Origin of the sequence: Enhygromyxa salina, from assembly GCF_002994635.1 — a bacterium.
Lineage (GTDB): Bacteria > Myxococcota_A > Polyangia > Nannocystales > Nannocystaceae > Plesiocystis > Plesiocystis salina_B.
This window is the reverse complement of sequence record NZ_PVNL01000083.1, coordinates 14,433-40,548: the sequence shown is the minus strand read 5'-3', so window position 1 is coordinate 40,548 and position 26,116 is coordinate 14,433. Positions and strand designations below refer to the sequence as shown.

The 26,116-nt window shown below is 69.1% G+C and carries 21 protein-coding genes; 12 read left to right on the top strand and 9 right to left on the bottom strand.

Annotated elements, in window-relative coordinates:
- Positions 1 to 5: 5 nt before the first annotated feature.
- From ENSA7_RS21015 to ENSA7_RS21005, 3 genes are all read right to left on the bottom strand, one after another.
- Positions 6 to 1,523 (bottom strand): SEFIR domain-containing protein, encoded by a 1,518-nt coding sequence (locus ENSA7_RS21015; protein ID WP_106091104.1) that lies wholly within the window; start codon positions 1,521 to 1,523, stop codon positions 6 to 8.
- Positions 1,524 to 1,616: 93 nt separating this feature from the next.
- On the bottom strand, positions 1,617 to 3,719 hold the full coding sequence (locus ENSA7_RS21010) for a S9 family peptidase (protein WP_146157946.1): 2,103 nt from the start codon (positions 3,717 to 3,719) through the stop codon (positions 1,617 to 1,619).
- A 63-nt stretch (positions 3,720 to 3,782) separates the two neighbouring features.
- Positions 3,783 to 4,850, bottom strand: a complete 1,068-nt coding sequence (locus tag ENSA7_RS21005) for an MBL fold metallo-hydrolase (protein WP_106091102.1) — start codon at positions 4,848 to 4,850, stop codon at positions 3,783 to 3,785.
- Positions 4,851 to 4,990: 140 nt separating this feature from the next.
- Here ENSA7_RS21005 and ENSA7_RS21000 point away from each other — a divergent pair, with 140 nt between their 5' ends.
- From ENSA7_RS21000 to ENSA7_RS20970, 8 genes are all read left to right on the top strand, one after another.
- Positions 4,991 to 5,899, top strand: coding sequence for a LysR family transcriptional regulator (locus ENSA7_RS21000; RefSeq protein ID WP_106091101.1), 909 nt, complete (start codon positions 4,991 to 4,993; stop codon positions 5,897 to 5,899).
- Between the two features lie 42 nt (positions 5,900 to 5,941).
- Complete coding sequence (locus tag ENSA7_RS20995) at positions 5,942 to 7,129, top strand: class I SAM-dependent methyltransferase (protein WP_106091100.1); 1,188 nt, start codon at positions 5,942 to 5,944, stop codon at positions 7,127 to 7,129.
- A 20-nt stretch (positions 7,130 to 7,149) separates the two neighbouring features.
- Positions 7,150 to 8,139: a hypothetical protein gene (locus ENSA7_RS20990; protein WP_106091099.1), complete on the top strand. Its 990-nt coding sequence runs from the start codon at positions 7,150 to 7,152 to the stop codon at positions 8,137 to 8,139.
- A gap of 89 nt (positions 8,140 to 8,228) precedes the next feature.
- On the top strand, positions 8,229 to 8,531 hold the full coding sequence (locus tag ENSA7_RS43985) for a hypothetical protein (protein WP_181233965.1): 303 nt from the start codon (positions 8,229 to 8,231) through the stop codon (positions 8,529 to 8,531).
- A complete protein-coding gene (bufB, locus tag ENSA7_RS20985; protein WP_342352834.1) occupies positions 8,461 to 9,378 on the top strand; it encodes an MNIO family bufferin maturase in 918 nt (305 codons plus the stop codon). The genes ENSA7_RS43985 and bufB overlap by 71 nt, the downstream gene beginning before the upstream one ends.
- The gene (locus ENSA7_RS20980) at positions 9,375 to 10,085 is read left to right on the top strand and encodes a hypothetical protein (protein WP_106091098.1); all 711 of its coding nucleotides are present in this window, start codon (positions 9,375 to 9,377) and stop codon (positions 10,083 to 10,085) included. Before bufB ends, ENSA7_RS20980 begins: the two co-directional genes overlap by 4 nt.
- Before the next feature lie 30 nt (positions 10,086 to 10,115).
- On the top strand, positions 10,116 to 10,652 hold the full coding sequence (locus ENSA7_RS20975; protein WP_146157945.1) for a cytochrome P460 family protein: 537 nt from the start codon (positions 10,116 to 10,118) through the stop codon (positions 10,650 to 10,652).
- Positions 10,653 to 10,677: 25 nt separating this feature from the next.
- On the top strand, positions 10,678 to 13,608 hold the full coding sequence (locus ENSA7_RS20970) for a putative glycosyltransferase family protein (RefSeq protein ID WP_146157944.1): 2,931 nt from the start codon (positions 10,678 to 10,680) through the stop codon (positions 13,606 to 13,608).
- Positions 13,609 to 13,751: 143 nt separating this feature from the next.
- On the opposite strand, the gene ENSA7_RS20965 is transcribed toward ENSA7_RS20970, so the two are convergent.
- Positions 13,752 to 16,364: an efflux RND transporter permease subunit gene (locus tag ENSA7_RS20965; RefSeq protein ID WP_106091095.1), complete on the bottom strand. Its 2,613-nt coding sequence runs from the start codon at positions 16,362 to 16,364 to the stop codon at positions 13,752 to 13,754.
- A 9-nt stretch (positions 16,365 to 16,373) separates the two neighbouring features.
- Positions 16,374 to 16,925, bottom strand: a complete 552-nt coding sequence (locus ENSA7_RS20960) for a hypothetical protein (protein ID WP_146157943.1) — start codon at positions 16,923 to 16,925, stop codon at positions 16,374 to 16,376.
- A gap of 921 nt (positions 16,926 to 17,846) precedes the next feature.
- On the opposite strand from ENSA7_RS20960, the gene ENSA7_RS20955 reads away from it, so the two are divergent.
- From ENSA7_RS20955 to ENSA7_RS20945, 3 genes are all read left to right on the top strand, one after another.
- The gene (locus ENSA7_RS20955) at positions 17,847 to 21,560 is read left to right on the top strand and encodes a vitamin B12-dependent ribonucleotide reductase (protein WP_106091093.1); all 3,714 of its coding nucleotides are present in this window, start codon (positions 17,847 to 17,849) and stop codon (positions 21,558 to 21,560) included.
- Positions 21,561 to 21,768: 208 nt separating this feature from the next.
- Positions 21,769 to 22,005 carry an addiction module protein gene (locus ENSA7_RS20950; RefSeq protein WP_106091092.1) on the top strand — a complete coding sequence of 79 codons (237 nt, stop codon included), beginning with the start codon at positions 21,769 to 21,771 and terminating at the stop codon, positions 22,003 to 22,005.
- Complete coding sequence (locus ENSA7_RS20945; protein WP_106091091.1) at positions 21,992 to 22,303, top strand: type II toxin-antitoxin system RelE/ParE family toxin; 312 nt, start codon at positions 21,992 to 21,994, stop codon at positions 22,301 to 22,303. The genes ENSA7_RS20950 and ENSA7_RS20945 overlap by 14 nt, the downstream gene beginning before the upstream one ends.
- A gap of 13 nt (positions 22,304 to 22,316) precedes the next feature.
- Here the strand turns inward: ENSA7_RS20945 and ENSA7_RS20940 are convergent, their stop codons facing one another.
- The gene (locus tag ENSA7_RS20940; RefSeq protein ID WP_106091090.1) at positions 22,317 to 22,835 is read right to left on the bottom strand and encodes a hypothetical protein; all 519 of its coding nucleotides are present in this window, start codon (positions 22,833 to 22,835) and stop codon (positions 22,317 to 22,319) included.
- A 71-nt stretch (positions 22,836 to 22,906) separates the two neighbouring features.
- Between ENSA7_RS20940 and ENSA7_RS20935 the strand changes: the two genes are divergently transcribed.
- Positions 22,907 to 23,578: an AgmX/PglI C-terminal domain-containing protein gene (locus ENSA7_RS20935; protein ID WP_106091089.1), complete on the top strand. Its 672-nt coding sequence runs from the start codon at positions 22,907 to 22,909 to the stop codon at positions 23,576 to 23,578.
- Between the two features lie 5 nt (positions 23,579 to 23,583).
- Here ENSA7_RS20935 and ENSA7_RS20930 read toward each other — a convergent pair whose 3' ends face one another.
- From ENSA7_RS20930 to ENSA7_RS20920, 3 genes are read right to left on the bottom strand one after another with little or no spacing between them, the layout of a single operon-like run.
- Positions 23,584 to 24,489, bottom strand: coding sequence for an alpha/beta hydrolase (locus ENSA7_RS20930; RefSeq protein ID WP_146157941.1), 906 nt, complete (start codon positions 24,487 to 24,489; stop codon positions 23,584 to 23,586).
- On the bottom strand, positions 24,489 to 25,136 hold the full coding sequence (locus ENSA7_RS20925; protein WP_146157940.1) for a hypothetical protein: 648 nt from the start codon (positions 25,134 to 25,136) through the stop codon (positions 24,489 to 24,491). The genes ENSA7_RS20930 and ENSA7_RS20925 overlap by 1 nt, the downstream gene beginning before the upstream one ends.
- A gap of 57 nt (positions 25,137 to 25,193) precedes the next feature.
- A complete protein-coding gene (locus ENSA7_RS20920; RefSeq protein WP_106091086.1) occupies positions 25,194 to 25,976 on the bottom strand; it encodes a Smr/MutS family protein in 783 nt (260 codons plus the stop codon).
- Positions 25,977 to 26,116: the final 140 nt, after the last annotated feature.

Sequence of the window (26,116 nt, the reverse complement as noted above, 5' to 3'; positions counted from 1 at the left end):
CGTCGTCAGCGAGCGCTGAACTTCAGCGTGAGCTCGGTCGAAGAGCCGGTGCGATCGTACTTGCTCCCGGCCTCCGCCCACGAGCGGAGCTCGCGTTGGGCACAGTCGGCGGCGTCGACGTCCTGGGCGCGCAGCTGGGCGTCGTCGATCCTCACGTTGACGATCGCTCCGTCGGTGTCCTGCTGAAGGCCGCACGAGACCTTCACCGCGGGGCTCGGCGGGGTGGAGACGCAGGCCGTGAGTCGCTCGAGCTTCGGTTTCAGGACGCGCTCGAGCTTGGGATTGGCGGGCGCGAGGGTGAGCTCGACCTTGGTCCCGAGCTTGGTGGTCGGCTGCTTGCGATCAGGCCCGACAGGATCTTTGACCGGGCTGTCGAGCGAGCCGGGCCCGGGGTCGTCGGAGTCGTCGGAGTCGTTGGAGTCGTTGGAGTCGTCGGGTTCGTCGGGCGTGGGCTCGTTGGCCGGGAGCGGCTGGGCGAGCTCGGTGGGTGGCACGCCCAGCCGAACGGTCTGCATCTCGAGCTCGGGCTGGATCGTGAACGTGGACTCCAGCATCCGCTGAGCGGGCGCGTCGGCCGCTGGGTTGTCGGCCTCGGTCGTGCCGGACTTGACGGCGGTCTCGGCCGCCTGGGTGTCGACGCGGACCCGGGCCTGGACCGCGACGGTCGGGCACCGAAACCGCAAGGTGTTGCCGTTCTCGATGTTGAACGCGATCTCTTGCCCGGCCGGGAGCTCGAGCGTGATGTAGTCGCTGTTGATCGCGTTGCCGCTTGGATCGGTCAGCTCGATCCGGCAGGTCGTCCCGTCGACGTCGATCCCGTCATCGGGCGTGAGGGCGCTGTTGATGAACAACGCGGTGGTCAGGAACGCCAGGCCGAACGCGCCGACGGTGAGCAGCCGCTGGATCTGGCCCGACGACCAGGCCCGCTTGCGTCGCTTGGCCGGCTTGTCGGTCACGATCAGGGCCTCGAGGCTCTCGCTCGCGAGGATCGGGTTGACGACCGACAGCGCGTCGCGGCTGTCGTCGTCGTAGGTGCGCAGGGTCCCGAGCGGGGCCGGGCGGATCTTTGGCTGGTCGCTGAGCCGCCGGTAGAGGTCGTCGCGCTGGTCCGGAAGCCGGTAGTGGGTGGCGCTGCGCAGCGGCAGCGGCACGCACTCACCGATGTCGTCGTCATGGAACACCAGCGGGATGAATTTGCGGTTGCGGCCCTCGGCGTCGTGGATCTCTTGCAGGCTCAGGTGCGACTCGAACTTGACCGCCCGGTTGGCCCGGCGCCCGCGCGGAACCTCGCCCTCGCAGCGCTCGAGGTAGCCCCGCGTGCACACGACCAGCACATACTCGGACTCGCGGATCTGGGTGTAGATCCACCGCGGCCAGCCCTCCTCGGGGGACTCCTCGAACTGATCAATGTGGGCGTCGATGCCGTGGGTCCGCAGCCACTGGGCGAGCTCGAGCACGCGCTCGGCGTGCTGGGGGGTGTCGTCGCTATAGCTGACGAACACGCGCGGTGGTCGATCATCCACGTTACTTCAACGCTACCATCACACCCCCCCTGACGGCCGCTAACAGATTGAAAAGCGGTGCGTTTTGGTCGTTGGGACAGGGGGGAAACTCCTCTAGTCCGCGAGTGCGGACGCGATGAAGTCGAAGCGGGCCTGCCAGGCCTCGACGATCCGCGCCTGGCCTTCCACGTGATGGCCCTGACCCTCGACCTCGAGATAGCTGACCGACTTGCCCGCGGCCTCGGCCGCTTCGACGAACGCGCGTGACCCGGCAACGGGCACCCGCCAGTCGTTGGCACCATGCAGCAGGAAGATCGGCGCGACCAGCCGCTCGACGTGGTTGATCGGGCTGCGATCGCGCAGCCGGGCCAGATCTTCGGGGACACTCGGGTCGCCAGCTTCGAGCACGACCCAGTCGGGGATGTTGGTCGCGTCGTGGAACGCGACGATGTCGGAGAACCCGGCTTCGGCCAGGCCAAACCCAAACCTGTAGGACTCGTCGCGGTCGTTGGTGGCGGGCGGGAAGGTCATGGCCCGCATGGTCGCGTAGCCGCCGTGGCTGCGGCCGTACACGCCCACGCGCGCGCTGGGGATCCCCAGCTCCGCCTCGATCCAGCGCGCGACCCAGAACAGATCCACGATCTCGTCGCCGCCGAGGTCTCGATCGTTGAGGGCCGCGAACGCCTTGCCAAACCCCGACGACCCGCGCACGGCCGGCGAGACCACGGTGATGCCCGCGGCGCACAAGATATGGTCGTGGCGGGTCCACTCGTTGTCGCCGCCGTAGAACGAGCGGACCATCGCCACGGCCTGGCCTTCGGGCAGGGGTTGCTTGGGGCGCAGCACGAACGCGTGCAGCAGCTCGCCGTCGAAGCTGGGGATCTTCACGGCCTCGGGCACGCAGCGGACCAGCTCGGACTCCAGCGCGGCGGGGAGCTCGAGCAGCGTGTCGTTTTGCAGGGACAGATCCCCGTCGACCTGAGTGAAGCTGGCGAGGTTGGCCTCATACACCTTGTCGGGCGCCTGCTGCGACCAGATCGCGCGACCTTGGTGGGCGTCGAGGATCTCGACCTTGCCGGGCGCAGCGGCCTGGCCGAGCAGCTTGCCCGTGCCAGCGTCGAGCAGCTCGAGCGTGCTCCCGGCCGGGGTCCCGTGGGCGACGAGCACGGCGTCGATCGAGCCGACTTGCATGGTCGCGGCCCCCAGCAGCTCTTCACTGTGCTGGGTCAGGCGCCTGTGCTTTCGGGTCCGCCGCGACCAGCTGTAGACGTCGCCGTACCCGGCCTCGTTGGACACGTAGATCAGGTGCTCGCCGTCGACCCAGCCGTCGAGCATGTCGGGGCTGCTGCGCGGGATCGCAGTGTCGGTGATCGGCCTGGCCTGCCGCGACTTCTTGCGCAGATCAACCTCGACGATCTGCACGCGCTTGCGGTCGCCCTCGACCTGAGCCGCGAAGTAGATCTGTTGGTTGTCGGGTGAGAAGTGGGGGGTCGACCACGTGAAGGCCAGCTCGGGGCTGTCGCACACGATCTCCTGGTCGGCGCCCTCGCGCTTGGGATCGCTGGCGTCGAGCAGGTGCAGGCAGGTCCGGTAGGGCGCCTGCTGACCGGTGCGCGCGAGGTAGGCGATCTGGTCGTGGTTCTCGTCCGCGGACAGGCCCCAGCCGTAGATGTAGTCGGCGGTGGTGATCTGCGCGGGGATCCGCTGGGCGAGCGGGGCCGCCATGTCGATCCGCCACAGGTTCATCTGCTCGTCGTTGTTGGCGTCGGCGTGGAGCCACAGCGTGTCGGTGGCCGGGTGCATGCGCAGGCCCCAGAGGCTGCGCGTCGACCAGTCGACCTCGGTCACCGGCTCGGCGGTGTCGGGCGCGAGCGGTCGCGGGGGGGCGCCAGGCTCGGGCAGCGGCATCGAGCGCAGCTGGTAGTGCGTGCCCGTGTGCATCACGAACATGCGTCCGTGCTCGAGCTTGGCGTTGAAGCGCGCGTACGGGAAGCCCTGCAGGAACGGCGAGAGGTCGACGGGCCGATCCAGGAAGCTGACGGTGGTCGGGCTCGGCGCTTCGCTGGGCTCGCTGGACTCGCCCTCGGGCGGGGCCGTGGTCGGATACGGCGTCGCCGCCGTGGGTGGCACACAGGCCAGCAACAGCGGCAACCCCAAGGTGAGTCGAGCGGCGAGCCGAGCGGCGAGGCGGGAGGAGGTGCGAGCGAGGCTCGGCATGCCGCATCGGACCACCTGCCGGGACCAGCGTCAAACGGCGCTAGCGTGGTCGAGTCGTCCAGCTCAGCCGCCGAGCTCGGCGTGGGTCGTCGGGACATTGACGCCGCTGTGGATCCAATCCCACAGCGCGTAGCCCTGGAACGGCTCCATGCTGACCGCGGCCACGGTCTCCTCGACCGTCAGCCCAGCGTCGACGGCGGTCTGGACCTCGTCGACGAGCGTGTCGAGGTAGTCGATCGAGAAGTCGAAGTCCGCGAGACCCAGCGGGTGGCTGTGGCCGGGAATGATCGTGGTGTCGGCCGGGACCGAGGCCTTGACCGCGGCGAGCGTGGCGCTGACCGCCTGGGCCTGGCCCTCGAGCAGCCAGGGCAGGGCCGGCGCCTCGGCGATCAGCGGGTTGCCGGTCCACAACACCTTCGCGGACGGGACATGCACGAACAGATCGCCGTGGGTCTGGCCGAAGCCGTGGTACTGGGCCTCGACGACGACGCCGCCGAGGTCGACGGACCAGCCGTCGTCGGTCACCCGCACGTCGGCGGCGACCGGGGTCGCCTCGGCGATGCCCTGATCCGCGCCGAAGCCGTTCTCCATGAACGCGATGTCCTCGTCGAAGTGGGCCGCGATGTGGTCGGCGGTGCGCTCGTGTTGGACGACCTGGACCTCGTCCGGCAGATACGCGTTCCCGAAGCTGTGATCCCCGTGGAAGCTGGTGTTGATCGCGTACAGGACCGGCTTGTCGGTCTGCTCGCGGACCAGATCGATCACCTGACAAAACAGCTGGCGGTTGACCATGGTCTCGACCAGCAGCACGCCGTCGTCGCCGATGACGAACCCGCCGCTGGTCGCCAGCGGGATCCCGGCGGGGGCGTAGGTGTTGGCGTTGGCGTCGTGGATCACGAACACCCCGGGGCTCAGCTCGTGGGACTCGAGGGTGATCGCGTTGGGCGTCCATGCGTACATGGGGTTGGCGTCCGTGATCGTGAACTCGTCGTCGCAGGCGGTGAATTCTTGGGTCTCGGCAGCGGTGTCTCCGGACTCCGAGGTGGTGTCCGAGTCGAGACCGGAGCCGGGCTCCGTGCAGGCCGCGAGCAACAGTAAGGAGGGGAGGATGGTGCGCAATTGGGTGTTCATGAGGTCTCCATTCGCGCTTCAGCAGCGCTGAAACACAGCCTAGGACCGAAGAGCTGAGGTGATTAGGGCCTCGAGCGGCATGAGACTCGTGACACTCAGGCCGGAATCGAGAGCGTCACTCGGGTACCCTGCCGCAGCGCATGAGCCAGCTCGTCGAGATCGAGACCTTCGTGACCGTGGTCCAGGCGGGCAGCTTCGCGGCGGCCGGCGAGCAGCTGGGGATCTCGAGCTCGTACGCGAGCAAGTTGATCACGCGCCTCGAAGATCGGCTGGGCGTGCGACTGCTGCATCGCACGACCCGCAAGCTGACGCTGACCGAGGCTGGCGCCGTCTATCATGAGACCTGCGCCGAGGGGCTGAGCCTGTTGTCGCACGCGCAGGACGACGTGATGGCGCTGCAGGCCACGCCGCGCGGGCGCCTGCGAGTCAGCCTGCCGACCGCCCTGGGGGTGACCTGGCTGGCCGCGTGGATCGCCGACTTTGGCCGCGACAACCCGGGGCTGAGCCTCGATGTCGTGTACCTGGATCGGGCGGTGGATCTGGTCGCCGAGGGTTTCGACGTGGCGGTCCGCGCGGGGCTGTTGAGCGACAGCAGTCTGATCGCCAAGCGCCTGGCGGTGGCCCAGCGGATCGTCGTGGCCAGCCCGCGCTACCTCGAGCGCACGGGCAGGCCGAGCTCGCCCGAGCAGCTGAGCGAGCGGGCGTGCCTGCTCTACTCGAACAGCACGAACCCGACGCGATGGGAGCTGCAGGCGGGCGAGCAGCAGCGGACGGTGAGCGTGTCGGGGCCGATGACCGCCAACAGCGGCGCCGCGCTGCTTCAGGCGGTGGTGTGCGGGCTGGGGATCGCGTGTCTGCCGAATTTTCACGTCGCGCCCGCGCTCGCGGATGGGCGGGTGGTTCAGGTGCTCGACGAGTGGAGCTGGCCGGTGCCGATCCACGCGCTGTATCCGAGTGGGCGCCACCTGCCGGCGAAGGTCCGCGCGTTCATCGATCAGCTGGCAGCGCACATGGCCACGCCGCCGTGGCTGCGCGCGCCGGGCTGTTGACCGCGGTTTGCCAGGACCCGAGCGCTCTGCCATGTCTGCGTGGTGAAGAAGCATCCCAAGCTCGCCCGCGCGCGCGCCAAGCTCGAGCGCAAACTGATCCACGGGTGGGAGCGCGCGGTGTTCAGCGCACCGCAGGCCGCGACCGGCGATCACGAGCAGCGCGTGCTCGAAGGCCCCGGCCCGCTCCAACGAGACGACCCCCGCGCGGCGTCGCTGTTCAGCGCGCTCATGACCGAAGCCGAAACCGCCGCCGACGCGGGCCTGGTCAAGCACACCTACGTAATCGACGCACGCCGTCGGATCGAGGTCGACGCCCGCCACGGCCACGTCAAGCAGCGCGAGCTCGACGAGCAGACCGTCGACAAGATCATGGGCGGCAAAGATCGTGCCCTGCGACCTGACCGCAGCGCCACGCTGCTGCGCTCGATCGGGATCATGAACCCCGACGGCACGATCTCGGCCCGCAACGCGAAGAAGTACAAGCAGGTCAACCACCTCGTCGAGCTGTGCCGCCCGACCTGGACCGGCCACGCCCGCGAGCGACCGCTGCGGATCGTCGATCTCGCCTGCGGCAACAGCTACCTGAGCTTCGTGCTGCTCGAGGCGCTGCGGCTCGAGGGCATCGACGCGCGGCTGCTGGGTGTGGACCTGCGCGAAGACGTGATCACCACCAGTCGCGCGCGCGCCGAGCAGCTCGGGTTTGGCGAGCACGCGCGGTTTGTGGTCGCGAGCTTGGAGTCGCTCGAGCTCGACGCGGTCCGCGACGGCCTCGGCGGCGCGCCGGACCTCGCGATCTCGCTGCACGCATGCGACACCGCGACCGACGCCGCGCTGACCCTGGCCGTCCGCGCGGGCGTCGAGTCGATCCTGTGCGTGCCCTGCTGCCAGGCCGAGCTCGCCCGCCAGCTCGACCAGGCCAGCGCACGCGCGAGCACGGGCGCCGCGCTGGTCCCCGCCGTCGTCGAGCAGGGCCTGCTGCGGCGCTCGTTGGGCGAGCTGCTCACCGACGGCCTGCGCGTGGAGCTGCTCGAGGCCTGCGGATACGAGCTCGGCGTGCTCGAGTTCGTCGCCAGCAGCCACACGCCCAAAAATTTGTTGCTGCGAGCCAAGCGGATCCGCAGCCTGGCGCCCGCGCAGTGGCGTCTGGACCCGGTCCGGGATCGCTGCGCACAGCTCGGTGTCGATCCGGCGTTGCTGCGGGCGCTCACCCAGCTGGCCGCCGAAGCCTGAAAAACGGGCTACCCTGCGCCGTGCCCCGACCGCTGAACATCGTGCTCGCCGCGGTCGCGGGGCTCGGCGCGATCGCGGTGGGCAGCTACCTCGCGTGGCCCAGCGATCCGGTCAGCCGGGTCACGATCGACGACCCCGCGCAGCACTGGGAGCGGGAGGGCTTCGTCGAGATGGTCCCGCCGATCCAGCTGCCCAGCTCGACGGCGGCGGCGACCGACGTCGCGGTGTGGCTGCGGATCCCCGAGCGCGGGGTGATCCACACCCGCTGGAGCGAGGCGCGGGGTGGCTGGGTGTTGGAGTTTCCGCCCGGGACCGTGGCCGATCGCGTCGAGCAGCGCGGCGCCGATCGTGCGCGCGGCGTCGTGGACGTGCGTGGCACCCGGCTCGGCGACGACCACGAGGAGTGGATGCACACCCTGCGACGGGCCGAGCCGGGCCCGAACGCCCCTTTGTTTGGCTACGAGTGGCCGCGCTCGGATCCCGCGGCCCACCAGCGCGCGACCGACGAGCTGCTCGGCGAGCTCGCAGCGATCCCGCCCGCGGCGAAGATGACCCCCGAGCGACGCGAGCGATACCTGGCCAGCATCCGCCGCAAGAATGACTGCGCGAGCTGCCACGCCCACGAGCGGCCCGACAACGCGGTCGAGGGCGAGCACGGCCTGGTCAATCGGGGCACCGACGCTAGTGGATTCTTCACCCCACAGACGGTGCTCATGGACGCCGTGGTGCTCGAGGGCTACGGCGGCGTCGATCCCAACCTCGAGGACCCCGCGATCACGCTGATCTGCCCCGACGGTAGCCAACCCACCCTGAAACAGGGCAAGCGCGTGCGCGCGGTCTGCCCTGATCGGGGAGTCCCGGTCGCCAGGCTGGACTACACCCGAATCGACGAACAACGCCTGACAAAATTGTGCCGAGCGCGACGCTACTTGCTCGATCACCTCGACGAGCAGGGACGTCGAGTGTTCGCCAGCGCCCTCGACCCCTGCCAGAAGCCTGATTCGAGCTGAAAACATGGTAGAAGGGCCGGCCCGGTAACCGCTGCGCGCGAGAGCGCGTAGGCGGCCCGGATCTCCCCCCAACAATCATCGAGGATAGAATGAAAAAAGGCCTAATTTCGATTCTGGAGGCCGCCGCGTTTGCGACGGCGGTCATCGTGGCGCCTGGCTGCGACGGCAAAGACAACGAAGAGACCCCCAAGACCGAGGAGACCGAGGCTGGCTGTCCCGCGACGGGCAGCACCGAGGCTGGCTGTCCGGGCACCGAGGCTGGCTGCCCCGGCACCGAAGCTGGCTGTCCCGGCACCGAGGCCGGCTGTCCCGGCACCGAGGCTGGTTGCCCTGGCACCGAAGCTGGCTGCCCTGGCACCGAGGCTGGCTGTCCCGGCACCGAAGGCGGCTGATCTGCTCGGCCCAGTACGTGGCGCAGGCATCGGCCTGCGCCGACGTCACTTCTCGGAGATCCTCGAGCACGAGCGCACGCTCGATTTTCTCGAGATCATCCCCGAGAACTACGTCGGAAAGGGCGGCCGCTACCTGCACATGCTCGACGCGTGCGCGGAGCGATGGCCGATCCTGGCTCACGGTGTGTCGATGTCGATCGGCGGGCCCGATCCGCTCGATCACGAGTATCTCGCCGCGCTCCGCCAGCTGCTCGATCGGATTGACGCACCCTTTTATACAGATCATCTGTGCTTCGCGACGCTCGGCGGCCGGACCACCTTTGATCTGTTGCCCTTGCCGTTCAACGAGGCGGCCGTGCGCCACACCGCCGCGCGGGTCCGCGAGCTCGCGGACGCGCTGGATCGGCCGATCGCGCTCGAGAACATCAGCTACTACGCGCAGATGCCAAGCTCGGAGCTCGACGAGGGCGCGTTCGTGTCGGCGGTGATCGAGGAGGCCGACTGCCTGCTGCTGCTCGACGTCAACAACGTGTTCGTCAACGCGCGCAACCACGACCTGGATCCGAGCGAGCTGCTGTGGCAGCTGCCGGTCGAGCGGGCCTGCCAGATCCACCTCGCGGGCCACAAGCTCGAGGGCCCGCGCTTGCTCGACAACCACGGCGCGCCGGTCTGCGATGAGGTCTGGGCGCTGTACCGCGAGGTGATCGAGCGCCGCGGCCCGTGCCCCACGCTGATCGAGTGGGACACGCAGATCCCCGCGCTCGACGCTGTCCTCGATCAGGCCGACCTCGCCCGCGCGATCATCGACAAGCGCCAGCTAGACAGGCTAGACAGGGGCCAAGCATGAGCCTCGACCGGTTCTACGCCGAGATCACCCCGTTCTTGTTTGGTGAGTCCAGCGTCGATGCGATCGAGCAGCGGCTCGGCGCGTCGGCCTCGGGCTCGGACAACCTGGACTTTTATCGGGTGCTGGTCGGGCGCAACTTCGACCGGATCTTGAGTGAGCTATTTGTCTCGGTCCACACGCTGGTCACTCGGGATCACCCGGGCTTGTGGCCGCAACTGGTCAGCGACTACCTACGCATCAACCAGACCGCGCCGCGCGACCCCAACCTGTATGGGCTGGCGTTCTCCGACTTCCTGGCGGCGCGTCGGGCCGAGCGCGGCGAGTACTCGGCGGTGCTCGAGGAGCTCGCCGACTATCACATGTGCAGCTACCTGGCCGCCTCGGCGCCCGCGGGTGAGACGGACGGGTTCGAGGCCCGGCTGTTCGTGCGCGGCTATACGTTTCCGGTCACCAAGATCGTCAAGGCGCTGGCGCTCGATCGCGCGACGCCGGTGCCCGAGCCGCAGCCGGCGACGATGTTCATCTACCGATCGCTGCACCCACCCCACGCGGTGCGGATCCACTGGCCGACCGCGCCGCAGCTGGCCGCGCTCGCCGGTCGGCAGGGGCTGGCGCTGCCGGCCAGCCTCGCGCAGCTCGACGCCGACGCGCTCGATCACGGCCTCGCGCAGCTGATCGCGGCGGGCGTGCTGTGCCCGGCGGTGTAACCACTCTCGGGGTGGTAGCGTCGGCCGGGCATGCGTGCCTTCGCTGATAAAATTGCCGTGCTCGTGGTCTGTTCGGGTCTCTCGCTCGCCGGGTGTGATGGCGGTGCCGAGGGCGACATGGGCGAGGGCGAGACCGGGGAGGCCGGCGTCGACGCCGAAGCTGTCGTCGCTGCCGCGCTCGACTACCCAAGCTTCGAGCAGATCAACGCGGTCGCCGCAGCCAGCCAGCACGGGCTCGCCGACACCGTGAACATCTGGGTACCCAGCGAGTACGCGGGCATGTACCGCAGCGTCGACCCCGACGATCCCGACGCGACCGCCTCGTTCCCCGCGGGCGCGCTGATCGTCAAGGAGCACCTCAACGCCAGCGCGGAGCCGGTCGGGATGACGATCATGTTCAAGGGCCCCGCCGGGTACGACCCGGAGCACGGCGACTGGTGGTGGGCCAACGCCTCGCTCGACGGGACGCTCAACGACCAGGGCGCGGTCGGGTACTGTATCGGTTGTCACACACCCCGGGCCGACGCGGACTGGGTGTTTGGCGTCGCGCCAGACTTACAGGGCTAGCGGGGTGTGCTAAATCCCGCCTCTCGTGTTGCGGCCGACCGACAGCGAGCGTGGTGGGGGGCCCTTGCGGCTCTCCGCGCAGGCTCATACGTGGCTCGGCGTGGTCGCGGCGGTGCTGTTGATCGCGCTTGGCGGCCAGCTCGGTCGCTGGGTTGGCTTCGCGCTGGTCCTGGCGGTCGCGCCCCGGCTCGCGGAGCCGCTGCTGCGGCTGCCGTTGATCGCAGACAACCGCGCGCGGATCGGTCGGTGGCTGCCGATCTTCGTGGTCACCGCGCTCGCGCTCTCGCTGCTGGGTGACCTCGCGCTCGGGCGCCCGCCGGCCTCGCGCGACCACGGGATCCACTACTTCCAGACCAAGGTCCTGGTCGACGAGCTGATCCCGCGCGGCGAGCTGATCGGATTCTCGGATCAGCTGAACACCGGCTACCCGTTTGGCGACTCGTACCCGGTCCTGGGCTACCTGATCACGGGCGCGGCTCACTTGCTCAGCTTCGGGTTGATCTCGCTGCGGACCAGCTACGCCTGGGGCCTGCTGGGGATCTGGGTGCTGGCGCTGGGGGCGGTGTGGTGGCTGGCGTCGACGATCGCCCGCGAGCTGCGAGGTGAGGCGATCGAGCAGCCGCCAGCTGGGGACGAGACTCCTGGATCGCGCGCGCCGCTGGCCGAGCTGCTGGACCCGCGCTGGGCCGGGGCGCTGGCTGCGATCGCGTGGCTGATCGATCCAGGCGCGAGTCGCGAGGGCGGCTGGAACTACCTCATGTTCCACGGGGTGTGGCCGCAGCTGCTGTCGAGCGCGCTGTGGATCGCGTCGCTACCGGCGACCTGGGCGGCGCTGCGACGCCCGAGCATGCGCAGCCTGACGCTCGCCGGCTTGCTGCTGGGCGCCAGCGTGCTCGCCCACCCGTTTGGGATGCTGACCGCGGCGACCTCGGCGGTCGCCTGGCCGGTCGTGCTGTGGGCGACGGGGACCATGCGCAAGCTGCCCGGCGGGCAGATCCGCTGGTGGCTGCTGATCCACGTGTTCGCGGGCCTGGTGTGTCTGGGCTGGGTGCTGAGCTTCCTCGCCAGCGCGGGGGCCATGGCTCGCTCCCCGGTGCCATGGAAGCCGCTGGGCGAGCTGGCGACCGCGCTGCTCGCTGGTGAGCTGTTCTGGAATTTCCGAGCCTGGGTCGGGCCGCTCAGCGTGATCGGCATGATCGTCGCGATCCGTCGCGGTCGCGCGATGGCCTGGCTCGGGATCGGCCTGGTCTGCGCGCTGCTGGTCCTGGGATCCGAGGCGTCGATCACCGTGCTCCGCCTGGACCTGCTGGTCAGCTCGTTCAAGAACCTGCAGTTCCCGCGCTACTCGATCGCGCTCAAGCCGGTGCTCTACGCGTTCGCTGGGATCGGCGGGGCGATGTTGCTGGCGCGGCTGCGGGCGATCCCCGATCGCGATCACCCCGCGAGCGTGGTCACGCCGCCGCGCCCGGCCGCCGCCCGGCTGCTGGCCGCGCTGTGCCTGGCCCCGCTGTTGGTCGGGATCGTCGATGATCGCGGCCGCCTGACCCCGCGCCCGGTCGGTGGCGTCGAGGTGCTCGAGGGCTCGCCCCACGCCGCGGTGGAGCAGGCCCTGGCCGAGACCCTGGTCGCGGAGGCGCAGCTGCTCGCCGACGCGGGGGATCCCCGCCAGCTCAACGTCGCGTTCTTGCGCCGGCTGATGGGGGGCGGCACCTACCCGCTGTTTGCGATCACCGACGCCGACGCCAAGCTGATCCTCGACGGCCACATTCCAGCGGTCAACTACAAGTACCAGGTCCGCCGACGCAGCCCCGACGCGCTGCGGCTGATGGGGGTCACCCACGTCATCTACGATCACGCGCTGACCCACGGGTCCGACGACATCCGGCTGGCGGAGGCGCTCGAGCCTGTCGGTGAGTTTGGGGTGTGGAAGCTCGGCCGCCTGCGTGCCGACGACGCCGACAAACCCGACCCCGTCGGCCACGTGGTGATCGGCAAGCTCGACCCGGCGCAGGTCGAGGTCACGCGCGAGTCGACGACCAAGCTGACCGTGTCGGTCGGCGCGGTCGAGGGTCCGGGGCGCGTCGACATCCCGCTGGGCCCGTACCGCAAGTGGTCGGCGGTGCGCGACGACGGCAAGCGCTTTCGGCCCGAGCCGGTCGCGCTCGCGCGCGGGCTCCCGGGCGTCAAGCTGCCGTTCAAGCGGCCGGGCACGGTCACCCTCGAGTACCGCACGCCCACGCTCGAGCGCGCCGCGATGTGGGTCAGCAACGTGGCGATCTTGCTGCTGCTGGGCATGCTGTTCTCGTCCCGCGAGCTGCAGCTGGCGGTGCGTCTGCACTCGCCCCGGGCGCTGCGGATCTCATGGGCGCTGGGGCTGATCGGCCTCGGCGGACTGCTGATCGGCGGTTACGTGCGCCAGCAGCAGCGGCTCGCGGACACCTGGACCAAGATCGCCAAGGATCACATGTCCTCGAAGCGGCTCGCGGGCGGTCGCACGCTGAAGTTTCGCAGCGACCTGGTCGACGACGGCGGCTACTCGGTCACGCGCTCGACCACCGACGGCTGCGACGGGACCCTGGGCAAGGACGCGATGGCCGGGTGCACCAGCGTCGACGCCCGCCCGCGTCGGTCGATGTCGTTTCGAGCGCCGTACCTGTATCGGTGTCTGCGCGTGCAGGTGCCCGGGCGCGGGAGCCTCGAGATCCACCTCGATGGCCTGCGCGCCGAGGACGACCTCGCCGGGTTCTTCGTGCGCGAGAATCGAACCTTCGAGGGCCTGAGCGTGCGCCTGCCCGGGGACGCAGACTTCTACACGCCGAGCGGGGCGAGCAAGCGCGAGCACTTTCACCTGGCCGCAGAGGCCCGCGCGGGCGCGACCACGATCGAGCTGCGCAACGAGCTGGCCCACGATCAGGCCGTGTGCTTCTCGCTCGGCGCGCTCGAGCTCGAGAACTGAGCGGGCCCGCTCAGCCAGTATCGCTAGCTGCGCCGCCTGGCGGTGCTGCAGCGACATCTCGGCGACGTCAGCGGCGCTTCAGTTGACACCCGAGCGGCGCGGCGACGGCTTCGGGGTCGAGGTGCCGTCCGCTACCTGAGCGATCACTCGAGCCGGTCACGGCGGCGCTGGACCAGCGCGGCGATCGTCGGCACCGCCAACAACGACGCGACCGCCGTCGACAAGATCCCGATCACGGCGAGCTGCCCGATCGTTCGCAGGCCCCCGCTGTCGGCCACCAAGAACGCGCCAAAGCCCATCGCCGTGGTCATGGTCGCGGCCAGGATCGCCCGCCCGGTCTCGTCGACGGACCGGTGCAGGCCGGTGTTGGTGCTCTGCTCGCGGCGGATCGCGGCCGTCAGGTACACGCCGTTGTCCACGCCGATCCCCAAGATCGCCGGGAGGATCGGCACGCTGAACAAGGTGAGCTTGAGATCGAAGGCGCCGAGGATCCCGAAGGTCCACCAGAACGCGAGCGCGAGCGGGGCGATCGTGACCAGCGTCTGACCGACGCTGCGCACCTGCCAGAACACGAACGCCGCGATGATCGAGAGCGCCATGCCGATCACGACCGGCCACTCGTCCTCGAGGGTCGTGAAGATCGTCGCGTAGACCGTGGGCTCGCCCGCGAAGGTCCCCGCGCCGTCGGCGTAGGCCTGGACCTCCTGCATGAACTCGACGCTCGTGAGGATGTCGGCCGCGTCGTAGTTGGGGTAGGCGAACAACCCCCAGCTGCCGTCGTCGCCGCGCAGCTTGCCGATCGCCTCGGGCGGGAGATCCTCGGGGCCGAAGGGCTCGGCCTCGAGCATGCGCTGGAGGGTCGCGCCGTCGCTGGGATCGAGGCCGCCGGTCGGCGTGGGCGCCTGCGTGGGCTGGTCGGCTGTCTCAGCTGTCTCGACCGTTTCTTCATCGGGATCCCCGTCCGACTCGACGCCAGCGTCGCCACCGTCGAGCGGCTCGAACTCGTCGTCCCACCCGTCCGAGCCCGCGTCGGACTCGTCGGGGTCTTCACCGCGCAGCTGGGCCCACACGCGCGGGCTCCAGTCTTCGGTCATCGCGGTGATCCGCGCGTGCCGAAGCTGCTGGTCGATGTGCTTGGGCGGCATCAAGCTCGGCGCCGCGACCAGCTCGGCGACGCGGGTGTCGTCGGCCGCGACGCGGCGGGCGTGCTGCTTGATCGCGCGCTCGTAGACCCGCTCGAGCTCTTCGTAGGTCGGGACCGACAGCACGCTGGCGTGCACGTTGCGGCCGAAGATCTCCGAGATCAAGAACACGTCGGCCTCGGTCGCGTCGCGGGTCTCGTCACTCTGAAGTGAGCGAGTGTTGCGCTCGAACCCGTCGCTGCGCATGTGCTCGATGCCCCGAAACGACGCCAGGGTCAGCAGCACGATCGCGGTGAAGATCAGGCCCGGCCGGGCCAGCAGCACCCGCGTGGCGCCGCCGATCCCGTCGGGTGGCATCCGCCGCGCGGGCTTGATCCCGACCAGGGCCAGCAGCGCCGGGTACACGGTGAGCATCGCCAGCAGACACAGGGCGACGCCGAACCCCGCGATGACCCCGAACTCGCCGAACGCCGGGAACTGCGAGCTGGCCATGACCACGAACGCGCTCGCGGTCGTGCACGAGGCGACCAGCAACGGCGCGATCACGGCCGTGAACGCGCGCCGGATCGTCGGCTGGTTGTCGTGGTCCTCGCGCTCGCGCCGGGCCCGGGCGAGGATGTGGATGCCCGCGTCGATGCCGATGCCCATCACCACCGACGAGATCAAGCTGGTGATCGAGTTGAGGTGGCCGATCGCCAGCTGCGTGGCCCCGAGCGACCAGGTCACGCCGCAGGCGAGGGGGACCAGCAAGGTCCCGATCGCCCGCCACGAGCGAAACAACAGGTACAGGACCACGGTCACGCCGAGCAGCGCGACCACGCCGCTGCGGACCATGTCGCGGCCGATGATCTTTCGCTCCGCGGCCTTGTTGACGTAGGGCCCGACCAGGTTGAAGCGGACTCCGGCGGCGTGCCACGGGCCCGCGCGGGCGAACACCTGCGAGACCCGCTCGGACATCCGATCGCTGACCTCGACGGCGTAGTCGAGATCCGCCGAGCTGTGGGTCGGCCGCAAGAACAGGACCAGCGCGTCGATCCCCGCGCGCTCGTAGTAGTCGCGAAACCCCGCGCGCTGCTCGACCGCCTCGCGCTTGGCGTCGATGAACTGCTGCAGGGCCGCCGGGGCGTCAGGATCCGGGGCCTCGATGCACACGTCGGGCGCCGCCGAGCAGAACTGGTAGTGCTGCCAGGCCTCGACCCGCTCGACGAGCGTGTCCATGTCGGACTCGTCGAGGTAGTAGAGCGCGTGGGTGATGAAGAAGTCGCTGGCGAGGCGGTGATCGACCTCGCGCAGCATCGGCTCGTCCGCGAGCGACGTCGCGATCGCGTCGGCCAGCGCGTGGCGGTCTGACGCGGCGCCGCCCTGGACCACGACGTTGATCGACCCGACCGCGCCAAAGTTGGCTTCGATGTGCTCGATCGCGTGGACCACCGCGTGATCGCGGGGCAGCAGCGCGCGCATGTCGCTGTCGATCTTCAGACGCGAGGCGAGCCAGCCCGCGACCAGCGTCAGCGCCAGGCCCAAGACCAGGACCACGCGGTGGTGTCGGATGATCTGCTCGATCCACCAGTCGCGCAGACGGTGGGCCCAGCTGGCGTCGGGCGGCTCGCTCAAGCCTGGACCCTACACGACAGCCGAGTAGATCGCGTGGCGACCGACGCCGATTCGCTCGAGCCGACCTTCTTTACAGAGCACACCCAGGTGGTGGCGCAGGACCTTGCGATCCATGCGGGTGTACTCGGCGATGTCGTCGAGCGTGACGTCGCCGTTGCCTTCGACGAAGGGCACGACCATGCGCCCGACCTCGTCGGTCTCGAGCCCCCCGTCGGCCGGAGCCTTGGGGATCTTCTTGACGATCTCGTCGGCCATCTCCGCGCCTTCGTCGTGACCGTCGGCCTGCTCTTCGGGTCCGCCCAGCGCCTCTTGCAGGATCCGCCGCTTTCGCTTCTTCGGCGTGTCGAGCTCGGGCTCGGGCTCGGGCTCGAGGCCGAACGCGTCGCGCAGATCCCCAAGCGTGATCTTGGAGAATTGGGTCCACAGATCCCGCGCCTCCAAGAAGCCAACGAGCTCGCCGAGCTTGACGTCGCCGGGGTTGCTCAGACCTTTGAGGGTCTCGACCGCGCTCAGGCGCTCGAGCTCGTTGCGGCGCAGGGGAGGGATGTCGTTACCAGCCATGCTCGTCTCGGGTTTCACTCGCCAGCACGTCCGTCCGACCCGCACCGCGCGGGGGAGGGCGCAACAGAGCGCGCGATTCACGGGCTACCAGCGATCGCCAGTCTGCGACCGCCTGCTAGCGTCCGCCTGATTGTGCGACAGGCCTGGCGGGGACGGCAACCCTCTGGTTTGGGACGGCAACCCGGGAGTCGGGGACTGATCGTTTGACTAGGCTGGAGATCGCCTCCACCCGCTCGGCCTGTTTCAGTCGATGCGCGAAAATGGAGATCTCCTGACACGAAGCTTGGGGGCGGATCGGTGGCGACCGCGCAGTCATCCTGGGGACCAGTTGGGGATCGATCGCCAGGCGAAGGGTCGCAGATCCACCGACAGCAAATCCGGGGCCAACCCGAGAATCTGGGTGGCGTCGAACACCTGAACCGCATTGATCAAGCCGTTTGTCGGACGCCGAGAGCTGATTCAACAGGTTCCCAACCGACCAATCCCATGGGCCGGAAGCTGTGGATAACTTGAGATCGCGGCGATCGCCGGGTTCTTGCGACACACCACATGTTGTGGTTGGTTAGGCCTCCGACCCCAACATGTGGGCCGGGCGCTCGCCGCCCCAAAAACGCTCGCGCTCCGACAGATCACGGGGTCGGCGTCCCACGAGTCCGTGCCAAATCCGCCCGCCTGGGGTACTGCTCTTCGCCGGCTCCCACCACCAGATTCCCGCCCGCGGGCTCGGCACACGCTGCCAGCCCCAGCCCACCGCCACCGCTCCCACCGCCTCGGCTGACCAGCCGGCCCGGCACCAGGCGACTCCCCCCGAGTCGACCGCCGCAGACCACGGCTTTCGCGTCAAGCCGTCGAGCGGAGCCGTTCGCGCCTTCTTAGCCTGCTCGCCTGCTCACCCACTCGCCGCCCACGCCCCGCACCGCCATGAAGATCAGCCGTCTCTTCACCCGATCGACCGAGCGCCCCTACGAGGGCCTCGACTTCGAAGCCCGCAGCTCCCGCATCACCAACCCGGACGGGTCGCTGGTGTTCGAGGCCAGCAACATGCTGGTCCCCAGGGGCTGGTCGCAGGTCGCGGTCGACATCCTCGCCCAAAAATATTTCCGGCGCGCCGGGGTCCCCGCCGTGCTCCGTCGGGTCCCCGAAGAGGGCGTGCCCGAGTGGCTGTGGCGCAGCGAGCCCGACGAAGAGGCGCTCGCCGAGCTGCCCGAGGCCGAGCGCTTCACCGGCGAGCGCGACAGCCGACAGGTGTTCGATCGCCTGGCCGGCTGCTGGACCTACTGGGGTCACAAGCACGGCTACTTCGAGGACGACCAGCAAGCGCGGGCCTTCTTCGACGAGATGGTGACCATGCTCGCCAGCCAGCGCGCCGCGCCCAACAGCCCGCAGTGGTTCAACACCGGGCTGCACTGGGCCTACGGGATCAGCGGCCCCGCGCAGGGCCACTACTACTGCGATCCAACCACCGGCGAGCTGCTCAAGTCGGTCAACGCCTACGAGCACCCGCAGCCGCACGCGTGCTTCATTCAGGGCGTGTCGGACGACCTGGTCGGCGACAGCGGCATCATGGATCTGTGGGTCCGCGAGGCCCGGCTGTTCAAGTACGGCTCGGGCACCGGCTCGAACTTCTCGCAGATCCGCGGCGAGGGTGAGCCGCTGTCGGGCGGCGGGCGCTCGAGCGGGCTGATGAGCTTCCTGCGCATCGGCGACCGGGCCGCCGGGGCGATCAAGAGCGGCGGGACCACGCGCCGCGCCGCCAAGATGGTCGTCGTCGACGTCGATCATCCCGACATCGAGGCCTACATCGACTGGAAGGTCGTCGAGGAGCAGAAGGTCGCCGCGCTGGTCACCGGCTCGCGGCTGTGCAACGAGCACCTCAACCAGATCATCCGCGCGTGCCACGTCACCGACGCGGAGCTGACCGCCGCCGAGCGCTTCGACCCGCGCAAGAATCGACCGCTGCGCAAGGCGATCAAGCGCGCCCGCAAGGTCCAGGTCGCCGAGAACTACATCCAGCGCGCGATCCAGCTGGCCAAGCAGGGCGCCCGCGAGATCGAGTTTCCCGAGTACACGACCGGCTGGGACTCCGACGCCTACGGGACCGTGTCCGGGCAGAACTCCAACAACTCGGTGCGGATCGTCGACGGGTTCCTGCACGCCGTCGAGGACGACCACACCTGGGATCTGATCCGTCGGACCGACGGCAAGGTCAGCCGCACCCTGCGCGCGCGCGAGCTGTGGGACAAGATCGCCTACTCCGCGTGGAGCTGCGCCGACCCGGGCCTGCAGTACGACACCACGATCAACGACTGGCACACCTGCCCGGCCGACGGCCGCATCAACGCCAGCAATCCTTGCTCGGAGTACATGTTCCTCGACGACACGGCGTGCAACCTGGCGTCGCTGAACCTGATGAAATTCATCGAGTCGGGCGGGGCCGGTGACGGCAACCTCGACGTCGTGGCGATCCGTCACGCGACCCGGCTGTGGACGATCGTGCTCGAGGTCTCGGTGCTCATGGCCCAGTTCCCGAGCCCGCAGATCGCCACCCGCAGCTTCAAATTCCGCACGCTCGGGCTCGGCTACGCCAACCTCGGCACCTACTTCATGGTCCGCGGGGTGCCCTACGACTCCGAGCAGGCCGCCGCGATCTGTGGCGGCGTCACGGCCCTGATGACCGGGGCGAGCTACGCCGCGTCGGCCGAGCTCGCGGCCGAGCACGGGCCGTTCCCCGGCTACGCCGACAACCGCGAGTCGATGCTGCGGGTGATCCGTAACCATCGCCGCGCGATCTACGACGTGCCGCGGTCCGAGTACGAGTCGCTGGCGACCGCGCCCAAGGGCGTCGACTCGCGGATCTGCCCCAACTACCTGCTGCGCTCGGCCCAGGCCGCGTGGGACGAGGCGCTCACCCGCGGCGAGAAGTCGGGGTTCCGCAACGCCCAGGTCACCGTGATCGCGCCGACCGGCACGATCGGCCTGGTCATGGACTGCGACACGACCGGCATCGAGCCCGACTTCGCGCTCGTCAAGTTCAAGAAGCTCGCCGGCGGCGGCTACTTCAAGATCATCAACCAGTCGGTCCCCGCCGCGCTCGGCCGGCTCGGCTACAGCGACGGCCAGATCGAGGACATCGTCCGCTACTGCAAGGGCGCCGGGACCCTCGCGGGCGCGCCCGAGCTCACCCACGCGGATCTGCGCGCCAAGGGGTTCACGCAGCCGCTGATCGACCGGATCGAGTCCGAGCTCCCCCAGGCGTTCGAGCTCTCGTTCGTGTTCAACCGCTACACGCTCGGCGACGAATTTTGCCGCGACACGCTCGGCTTCACCGACGCCCAGCTGTCGGATCCGGGCTTCGACATGCTCCGCGAGCTCGGGTTCACCAGCGCGCAGATCCAGGCCGCCAACGACTGGGTGTGCGGGACCATGACCGTCGAGGGCGCGCCGCACCTGCGGGACGAGCACCTGCCCGTGTTCGACTGCGCCAACCGCTGCGGTCGCTACGGGGTCCGGTTCATCCGCCCCATGGCCCACGTCCACATGATGGCCGCCGCCCAGCCGTTCTTGTCTGGCGCGATCTCCAAGACGATCAACATGCCCAACGAGGCCACGATCGACGAGGTCAAGCAGGTCTACATGGCCTCGTGGAAGCTGTGCCTCAAGGCGATCGCGCTGTACCGCGACGGCAGCAAGCTCAGCCAGCCGCTCTCGGCTTCGCTCGTCGACGACATCAGCGATGACCTCGACGATCTCGACGAGGCCGAGCCCAGCTACCGGGCGCCCGCAGCCGCGGCCACCAGCCAGCCGCAGGTGATCGAGAAGGTCACCGAGCGGCTCGTGCACCGCTACCTGTCCAAGCGCCGCCGGATGCCGGATCGCCGGGCCGGCTACACCCAAAAGGCCACGATCGGCGGGCACAAGGTCTACGTGCACACCGGTGAGTACACCGATGGCACGCTCGGTGAGATCTTCATCGACATGCACAAAGAGGGCGCGGCGTTTCGCTCGCTCATGAACTGCTTTGCGATCGCGATCAGCCTGGGTCTGCAGTACGGCGTGCCGCTCGAGGAGTTCGTCGACGCGTTCGTGTTCACCCGCTTCGAGCCCAACGGGATCGTCACCGGCCACCCGCACGTGAAGATGTCGACCTCGATCATCGACTACATCTTCCGCGAGCTGGCCGTCTCGTACCTCGACCGCACCGACCTCGCGCACGTGCTGCCCGAGGATCTCGCCCCCGACTCGACCGGCGCCGACGAGGTCATCGAGTACCGCGACGAAGAGGTCATCTCCGAGCGCGTCGTGACCCCCGGTCCGCTCAAGCTGACCGCCGACATCCCCCGCTCGGCCCACCTGTTCGTGGGTGACACCGCGCAGGGCAAGATCGAGGTCGAGGATCGCACCGTCGGCGCGACCACCAGCGCGACCACGTTCAAGCCAGTCGCAGCGGCTGGCGGCGCCAACGGGGGCCGCGCGGCCGAGCTGCAAGCTCAGGCCGCCCTCGGCGAGCAGGTCCGTCGGGCCCGCATGCAGGGCTACGAGGGCGACGCTTGCGACAGCTGCGGCGGGTTCACGCTGGTCCGCAACGGGTCATGCATGAAGTGCATGACCTGCGGCGGCACCTCTGGCTGTAGCTGAGGGTTGCCTCGGTAGTTTCGTAATGAAGGCGCCCGGTCTCTCGACCGGGCGTTCTTCTTCGGGAAGCCCCAAGGGTTGCCGGGGGGCGTTGGCGCCTTGGGGGCCAGGGCCGCCCGCCACGCCCGAACTGTGCCGGCTCGAGCTTGGTGTCAGGAGGCGCCAACTGTAGAGTTGGCAGCCCCGCCCCTCACGGCCGTACTGTGTCTGGGTGAACGCGGCCGCGAAGAAGCTCGTCGAGGAGGCTCTCGCGCTTCCACCCGATCAGCGGGAAGAGCTGATTTACGTATTGAGCGATAGCCTTGGCGGTCCGGAGATCAGTCTCGCCTGGCGGGAAGAGATCGAGCGTAGGCTCGAAAAATTCTCCAGGGGGGAGGCGAAGCTGCAAGACGCCGAGACGCTCTTCGCTCGCCTCGAGGCCAAGTACGCAAACGATGCGCGAGGTTGAGTTCTTCGAGGAGGCCGCGGCCAAACTCGAGGAGGCCACAGACTACCTGGAGCAGCAGCGCGATGGGCTTGCGCGCACATTTCTCCGCGAGCTGGATGCGAAGCTCCAACAGCTCGCGTCATTTCCAGCCAGTGCTCCGATCATCGAGGGCGTCGCGACGGACGTCGAAGTTCGTGCCTTCGTGGTCAGCCGCTTTCACTACTCGGTGATCGTCATCAATGTCGACGGCGCTTTAAAGGTAGTCGCGCTGGCCCACCACAGCCGCGACCCGACCTATTGGCTCGCTCGCTTGTCCTGACGCCGATCCAAGACTACTCCTCTGCGTCGCTGTCGGCCTCGACTGGTTTCTCGATCTCCGTGAGCACCCGCCGAAGCAGACCCTCGACCAGCAGCGCCCGCTCGCCGGCGTCGTAGCGGCCGTCTTGGTAGCGGGTCTGGATGTCCTGGTACTTCTCGTGGGTCTCCGAGATCAGCCGCTTGTAGGGCTTGCGCCGGGCCATGACGTCGCGCTGGTTGGACCAAAAGAACGAGATCAGGGTGGCGACGGTGAAGCCGGTCAGGATCACCCCGAGCGGGCCCGCGATCAGCCAGCGGATTCCAAACCGCAAGGCCACGACCCCGGCGGCCCCGATCGCGAGATCCCGGACGCCCGCCTTCTTGACCCGGCCCCAGGCCATGGGGATCAGCTCGCCGCTGGCGAGCACGAGCGCGACGAACTCGGGCCGCTTGGCTCCACGCGTGTAGGTGTCCTGTAGCACCTGCTGCATGAAAGCATCGAAGCTCTCGTAGACCTCGGCTGGGTAGGCGGTGTGGGCGTCCGCGGCTGCCATGTCAGCACAGGTTAGCACGTACGCGACCGCCCCTGACGCTGCTTGCAAGTCCGCTCGTGGTAGGAATGCGAATGGCTGAGAAAAACCCCCAAGCGGTCGTGATGGTGGCAATGCTCGCCCTGGCTGGGCTCGGCGCGTCGGTGTTCTTCTTGCTGGCCGCCCCCAACGAGCCGGCTCCAGCCGTGGCCGCGGCTGCGCAGGTCGATCCCGTCGCCACTACCCCGGCCGTTGAGCCCGCGCAGCCAAAGCCGCAGGCGCAGCAGGTGAACGAAGTGGCGCCCGAGGCTCCACGGCGCGGCGTGAGGCCGCGCGACCGCATGGCGCGGGACCTCGAGCGCGAGCGGATCTGGTCGGCGCTGCGCCGCCAGCATGGGCTCGACCCTGCGGCGCCAGGCGCAGCCGCCCCGACCCCGAGCGCCGCTGCGCAGCTGCCGGCCCTCGACCCGCAGTACATCGAGTCGGCGATCGCCGAGCAGTTGGTCCCTGTCGCGATCGAGTGCTACGAGAGCGCGCTCGAAGACCAGCCCGAGCTGGCCGGCAAGCTGATCGCAAATTTCACGATCGTCGGCGCCGAGGACATCGGCGGGATCGTGGAAGACGCGGCGATCAGCGACGAGTCCACGCTCGACAGCCCGTTCGTGCGCGAGTGCATGCGCGAGTCGTTGATGGCCGTGAGCTTCGATCCCCCCGCGGACGGCGGCCGCGTCGAGGTCACGTACCCGTTCGTGTTCGAGCCCGAGTGACGCGACTACTCGACACGGTGAGGTCGCAGCGCTCGACCGATCACCGCCACGAGTGACTCGGGGCAGCGACAGGTCGCGGCGGCGTGGCGGCCCGGCTCGACCACCACCAGCCCGGTCTCGCAGCCCTCGTCACCCACGGGCAGGCCCTCGCGGGCCAAGAATTCGTCGAGGTGGCGATGAAAGTGCTCGGCGGTGCCCTGCGCCGCCGGACCAAAGAAATCCCAGTACAGCACGGGCCGGGGCGCGATCAGGTGTCGCTGCGCGCAGGCCTGGATCGTCGGGAGCGAGTCGGTCAGCGGGTGAGCATCGTCGACCTCGATCAGCTCGACCAGGCTCGGCTCGGGGTGCTCCTGCACGTAGCGGCGAGAGCTCTCGATCGGCACGACGACGTCCTGGGTGCCGTGGATGATCATGGTCGGGCAGCTGACGACTGGCCGCGCCGGGTGGGTCATCGCGTCTTCGACCAGGCCAAAGTGCACATTGACCGGGGTGCCGGTCGCGTCGGGCAGCAAAAAGCTGCCCTGCTCGCGCCAGCGATCAAACCCGGCCTGGCCGAGGATCTGTGGCCAGCGCGCGGCGAAGTCGAACGCCGGGCACAACAGCAGCAGTCGATCGACCCGCTCGGGGTGCAAGCTCGCCCACCGAGCGGCCAGGTACCCGCCCATGCTCGAGCCCACGAACCGCCAGCGCGAGCTGCCCGGCTCGACGCCCTCGGTCGCGTCGAGCTCCGAGTCGAGCGAGTCGAGCGCGTCGAGCATGCCCGTATAGGTGAGCGCAGCGAAGCTTGGCGCGTTGAGGTCTGGGGTGTGCAGGTCGATCCCCTGCTCGGCGTAGTAGCTGCGCAGCGCCTGGCCCTTGCGAGCCTGGGGCGACGACGCGAAGCCGTGCAGGTACGCGTGGCGGATCCGCATCAGGGCTTGACCAGCTCGGGTGGGCAGGAGGCCGGGTCCCACTTGCCGGTCCCAGCCTTGGTTGCGAGGCACAGATCCGAGACGCAGGCCGAGTTGCCGTAGCGCTCGCCCGCGCAGCTGCGAAGGTCGGCGCTGCAGTCGATCTCCTGGGTCGGCATGCCGAGCGTGCAGTGAACCAGCGTGTTGTCCACGCACACCGTGTCGTCCTCGCCGAACTTCTCGAGGCACGGGGCCTTGCTGATGTTCACGTGCCCGTGGACCCGGTGCTTCTTGATCGGGCTCTCGGCCCGGTTCTCGTTGATCGTGCCGAAGTTGATCACGTAGCCGGTCTCGAGGTGGCCGAACTTGACCGAGAGCAGGTTTTCGCCGGTCTGCTGCTCGAGCCGCTCCCAGCCCTTGCTCTCGAAGTGATCGACGACGGTGATCCACGCGTCGTGAGGCGTGTCGACCTGGAAGTTGACGTGCGCGGCGTTGGGCCGGTCCGCGCCGCCGTCGGCATCGGGGACACAGAACACCATCTGCGAGGGGAGGTCGTCGGCGATGCCAGCGAACGCCTCGGGGGTCGAGGCAGACTCGCAGACCTCGACGCCGCAGCCCAGCACGCCAAGCAGGAGAGATACAGACAGGAGCAGGGGACAACGCGACATAGGCGGCCGCATTATCCAGGTTTTCCACACGCCGTGCGACCCATGACGCCGCGTCCCTTACCCGGTGGGGGCGCGCAGCTCGAGCGCCAGCGAACCCCACTCGCCGTGGTGATCCAGCAGGGGTGCCCAGCCGAGCACCGACGCGCGGCCAGGGCCCCGACACCACTCGAGGACCGCCCGCTTGAGCACGGGCTCGCCGCTGCTGTGCACGCCCTTTCCGGTGATCACCCGGCACACGCGGACCCGCCTGAGTCGACAGGCGTGGATGAACAGCTGCAGGTGACGCAGGGCACCGTCGCGGTCGAGCCGACGCAGGTTGAGGGTCGCGCGCTCGCGCTTGCCTGCGCGCGCGACCAACTCGAGCTGGGCGGCGTCGAGCTGCGGTCGATCGAGCAGCTCGGAGGGGACCGTGGCGATGTCGTCCGCCCAGCTGCGACCGATCCATTGCTGGGATGGGTCGAGGTCGAGGCCGAGCGGCTCGGGTGTGGCGGGCACCGAGCGGGGCGCGGGTGGGGCAGCGGTTGGTGATGGATCAACGGGCGCCGCCTCGCTTGCGCGCTCGGTGAGGATCACCAGCCGATCGAACTCGATCCCCTCACACACGCGGGGGTTCTCGTGATCGAGCAGGCTGAAGATCAGCGCCATGAGCTCGTGCTCGTCGAGCCTTCGCCGCTCGGGCGGCTTGGGCTTGGGCGCCGCCGCGGGCTTGGGCGCCGCCGCGGGCTTGGGCGCCGCCGCGGGCTTGGGACCATCCGCGAGCTGGCCAAGCTGCCCGAGCATGGGCTCGAGCAGCGCACCCAGCGTCACCTTTGGATCGCTGTCGCGCTCGTCACCAGCCACGTCAGGTCAGTAGCACGGCCGATCCGTCGGCGCGACACGATGGCGCCAAACCACACGCCAAATGGCGGCGGCATCCGGGCTATGCTGGCCGCGGTAACCGATCTCCGCCAGGCCCCGTAGCCTCGACGCTTACAGCGATC

Bases quoted from the DNA above. Each gene is read 5' to 3' on its own strand.
- ENSA7_RS20945 (WP_106091091.1), top strand. From the start codon at position 21,992: ATGCGCGAGGTTGAGTTCTTCGAGGAGGCCGCGGCCAAACTCGAGGAG.
- ENSA7_RS20975 (WP_146157945.1), top strand. From the start codon at position 10,116: ATGCGTGCCTTCGCTGATAAAATTGCCGTGCTCGTGGTCTGTTCGGGT.
- ENSA7_RS21005 (WP_106091102.1), bottom strand. From the start codon at position 4,850: ATGAACACCCAATTGCGCACCATCCTCCCCTCCTTACTGTTGCTCGCG.
- ENSA7_RS20930 (WP_146157941.1), bottom strand. From the start codon at position 24,489: ATGCGGATCCGCCACGCGTACCTGCACGGCTTCGCGTCGTCGCCCCAG.
- ENSA7_RS20960 (WP_146157943.1), bottom strand. From the start codon at position 16,925: ATGGCTGGTAACGACATCCCTCCCCTGCGCCGCAACGAGCTCGAGCGC.
- ENSA7_RS20935 (WP_106091089.1), top strand. From the start codon at position 22,907: ATGGCTGAGAAAAACCCCCAAGCGGTCGTGATGGTGGCAATGCTCGCC.
- ENSA7_RS43985 (WP_181233965.1), top strand. From the start codon at position 8,229: ATGAAAAAAGGCCTAATTTCGATTCTGGAGGCCGCCGCGTTTGCGACG.
- ENSA7_RS20940 (WP_106091090.1), bottom strand. From the start codon at position 22,835: ATGGCAGCCGCGGACGCCCACACCGCCTACCCAGCCGAGGTCTACGAG.
- ENSA7_RS20955 (WP_106091093.1), top strand. From the start codon at position 17,847: ATGAAGATCAGCCGTCTCTTCACCCGATCGACCGAGCGCCCCTACGAG.
- ENSA7_RS21010 (WP_146157946.1), bottom strand. From the start codon at position 3,719: ATGCCGAGCCTCGCTCGCACCTCCTCCCGCCTCGCCGCTCGGCTCGCC.
- ENSA7_RS21000 (WP_106091101.1), top strand. From the start codon at position 4,991: ATGAGCCAGCTCGTCGAGATCGAGACCTTCGTGACCGTGGTCCAGGCG.
- ENSA7_RS20980 (WP_106091098.1), top strand. From the start codon at position 9,375: ATGAGCCTCGACCGGTTCTACGCCGAGATCACCCCGTTCTTGTTTGGT.
- ENSA7_RS20925 (WP_146157940.1), bottom strand. From the start codon at position 25,136: ATGTCGCGTTGTCCCCTGCTCCTGTCTGTATCTCTCCTGCTTGGCGTG.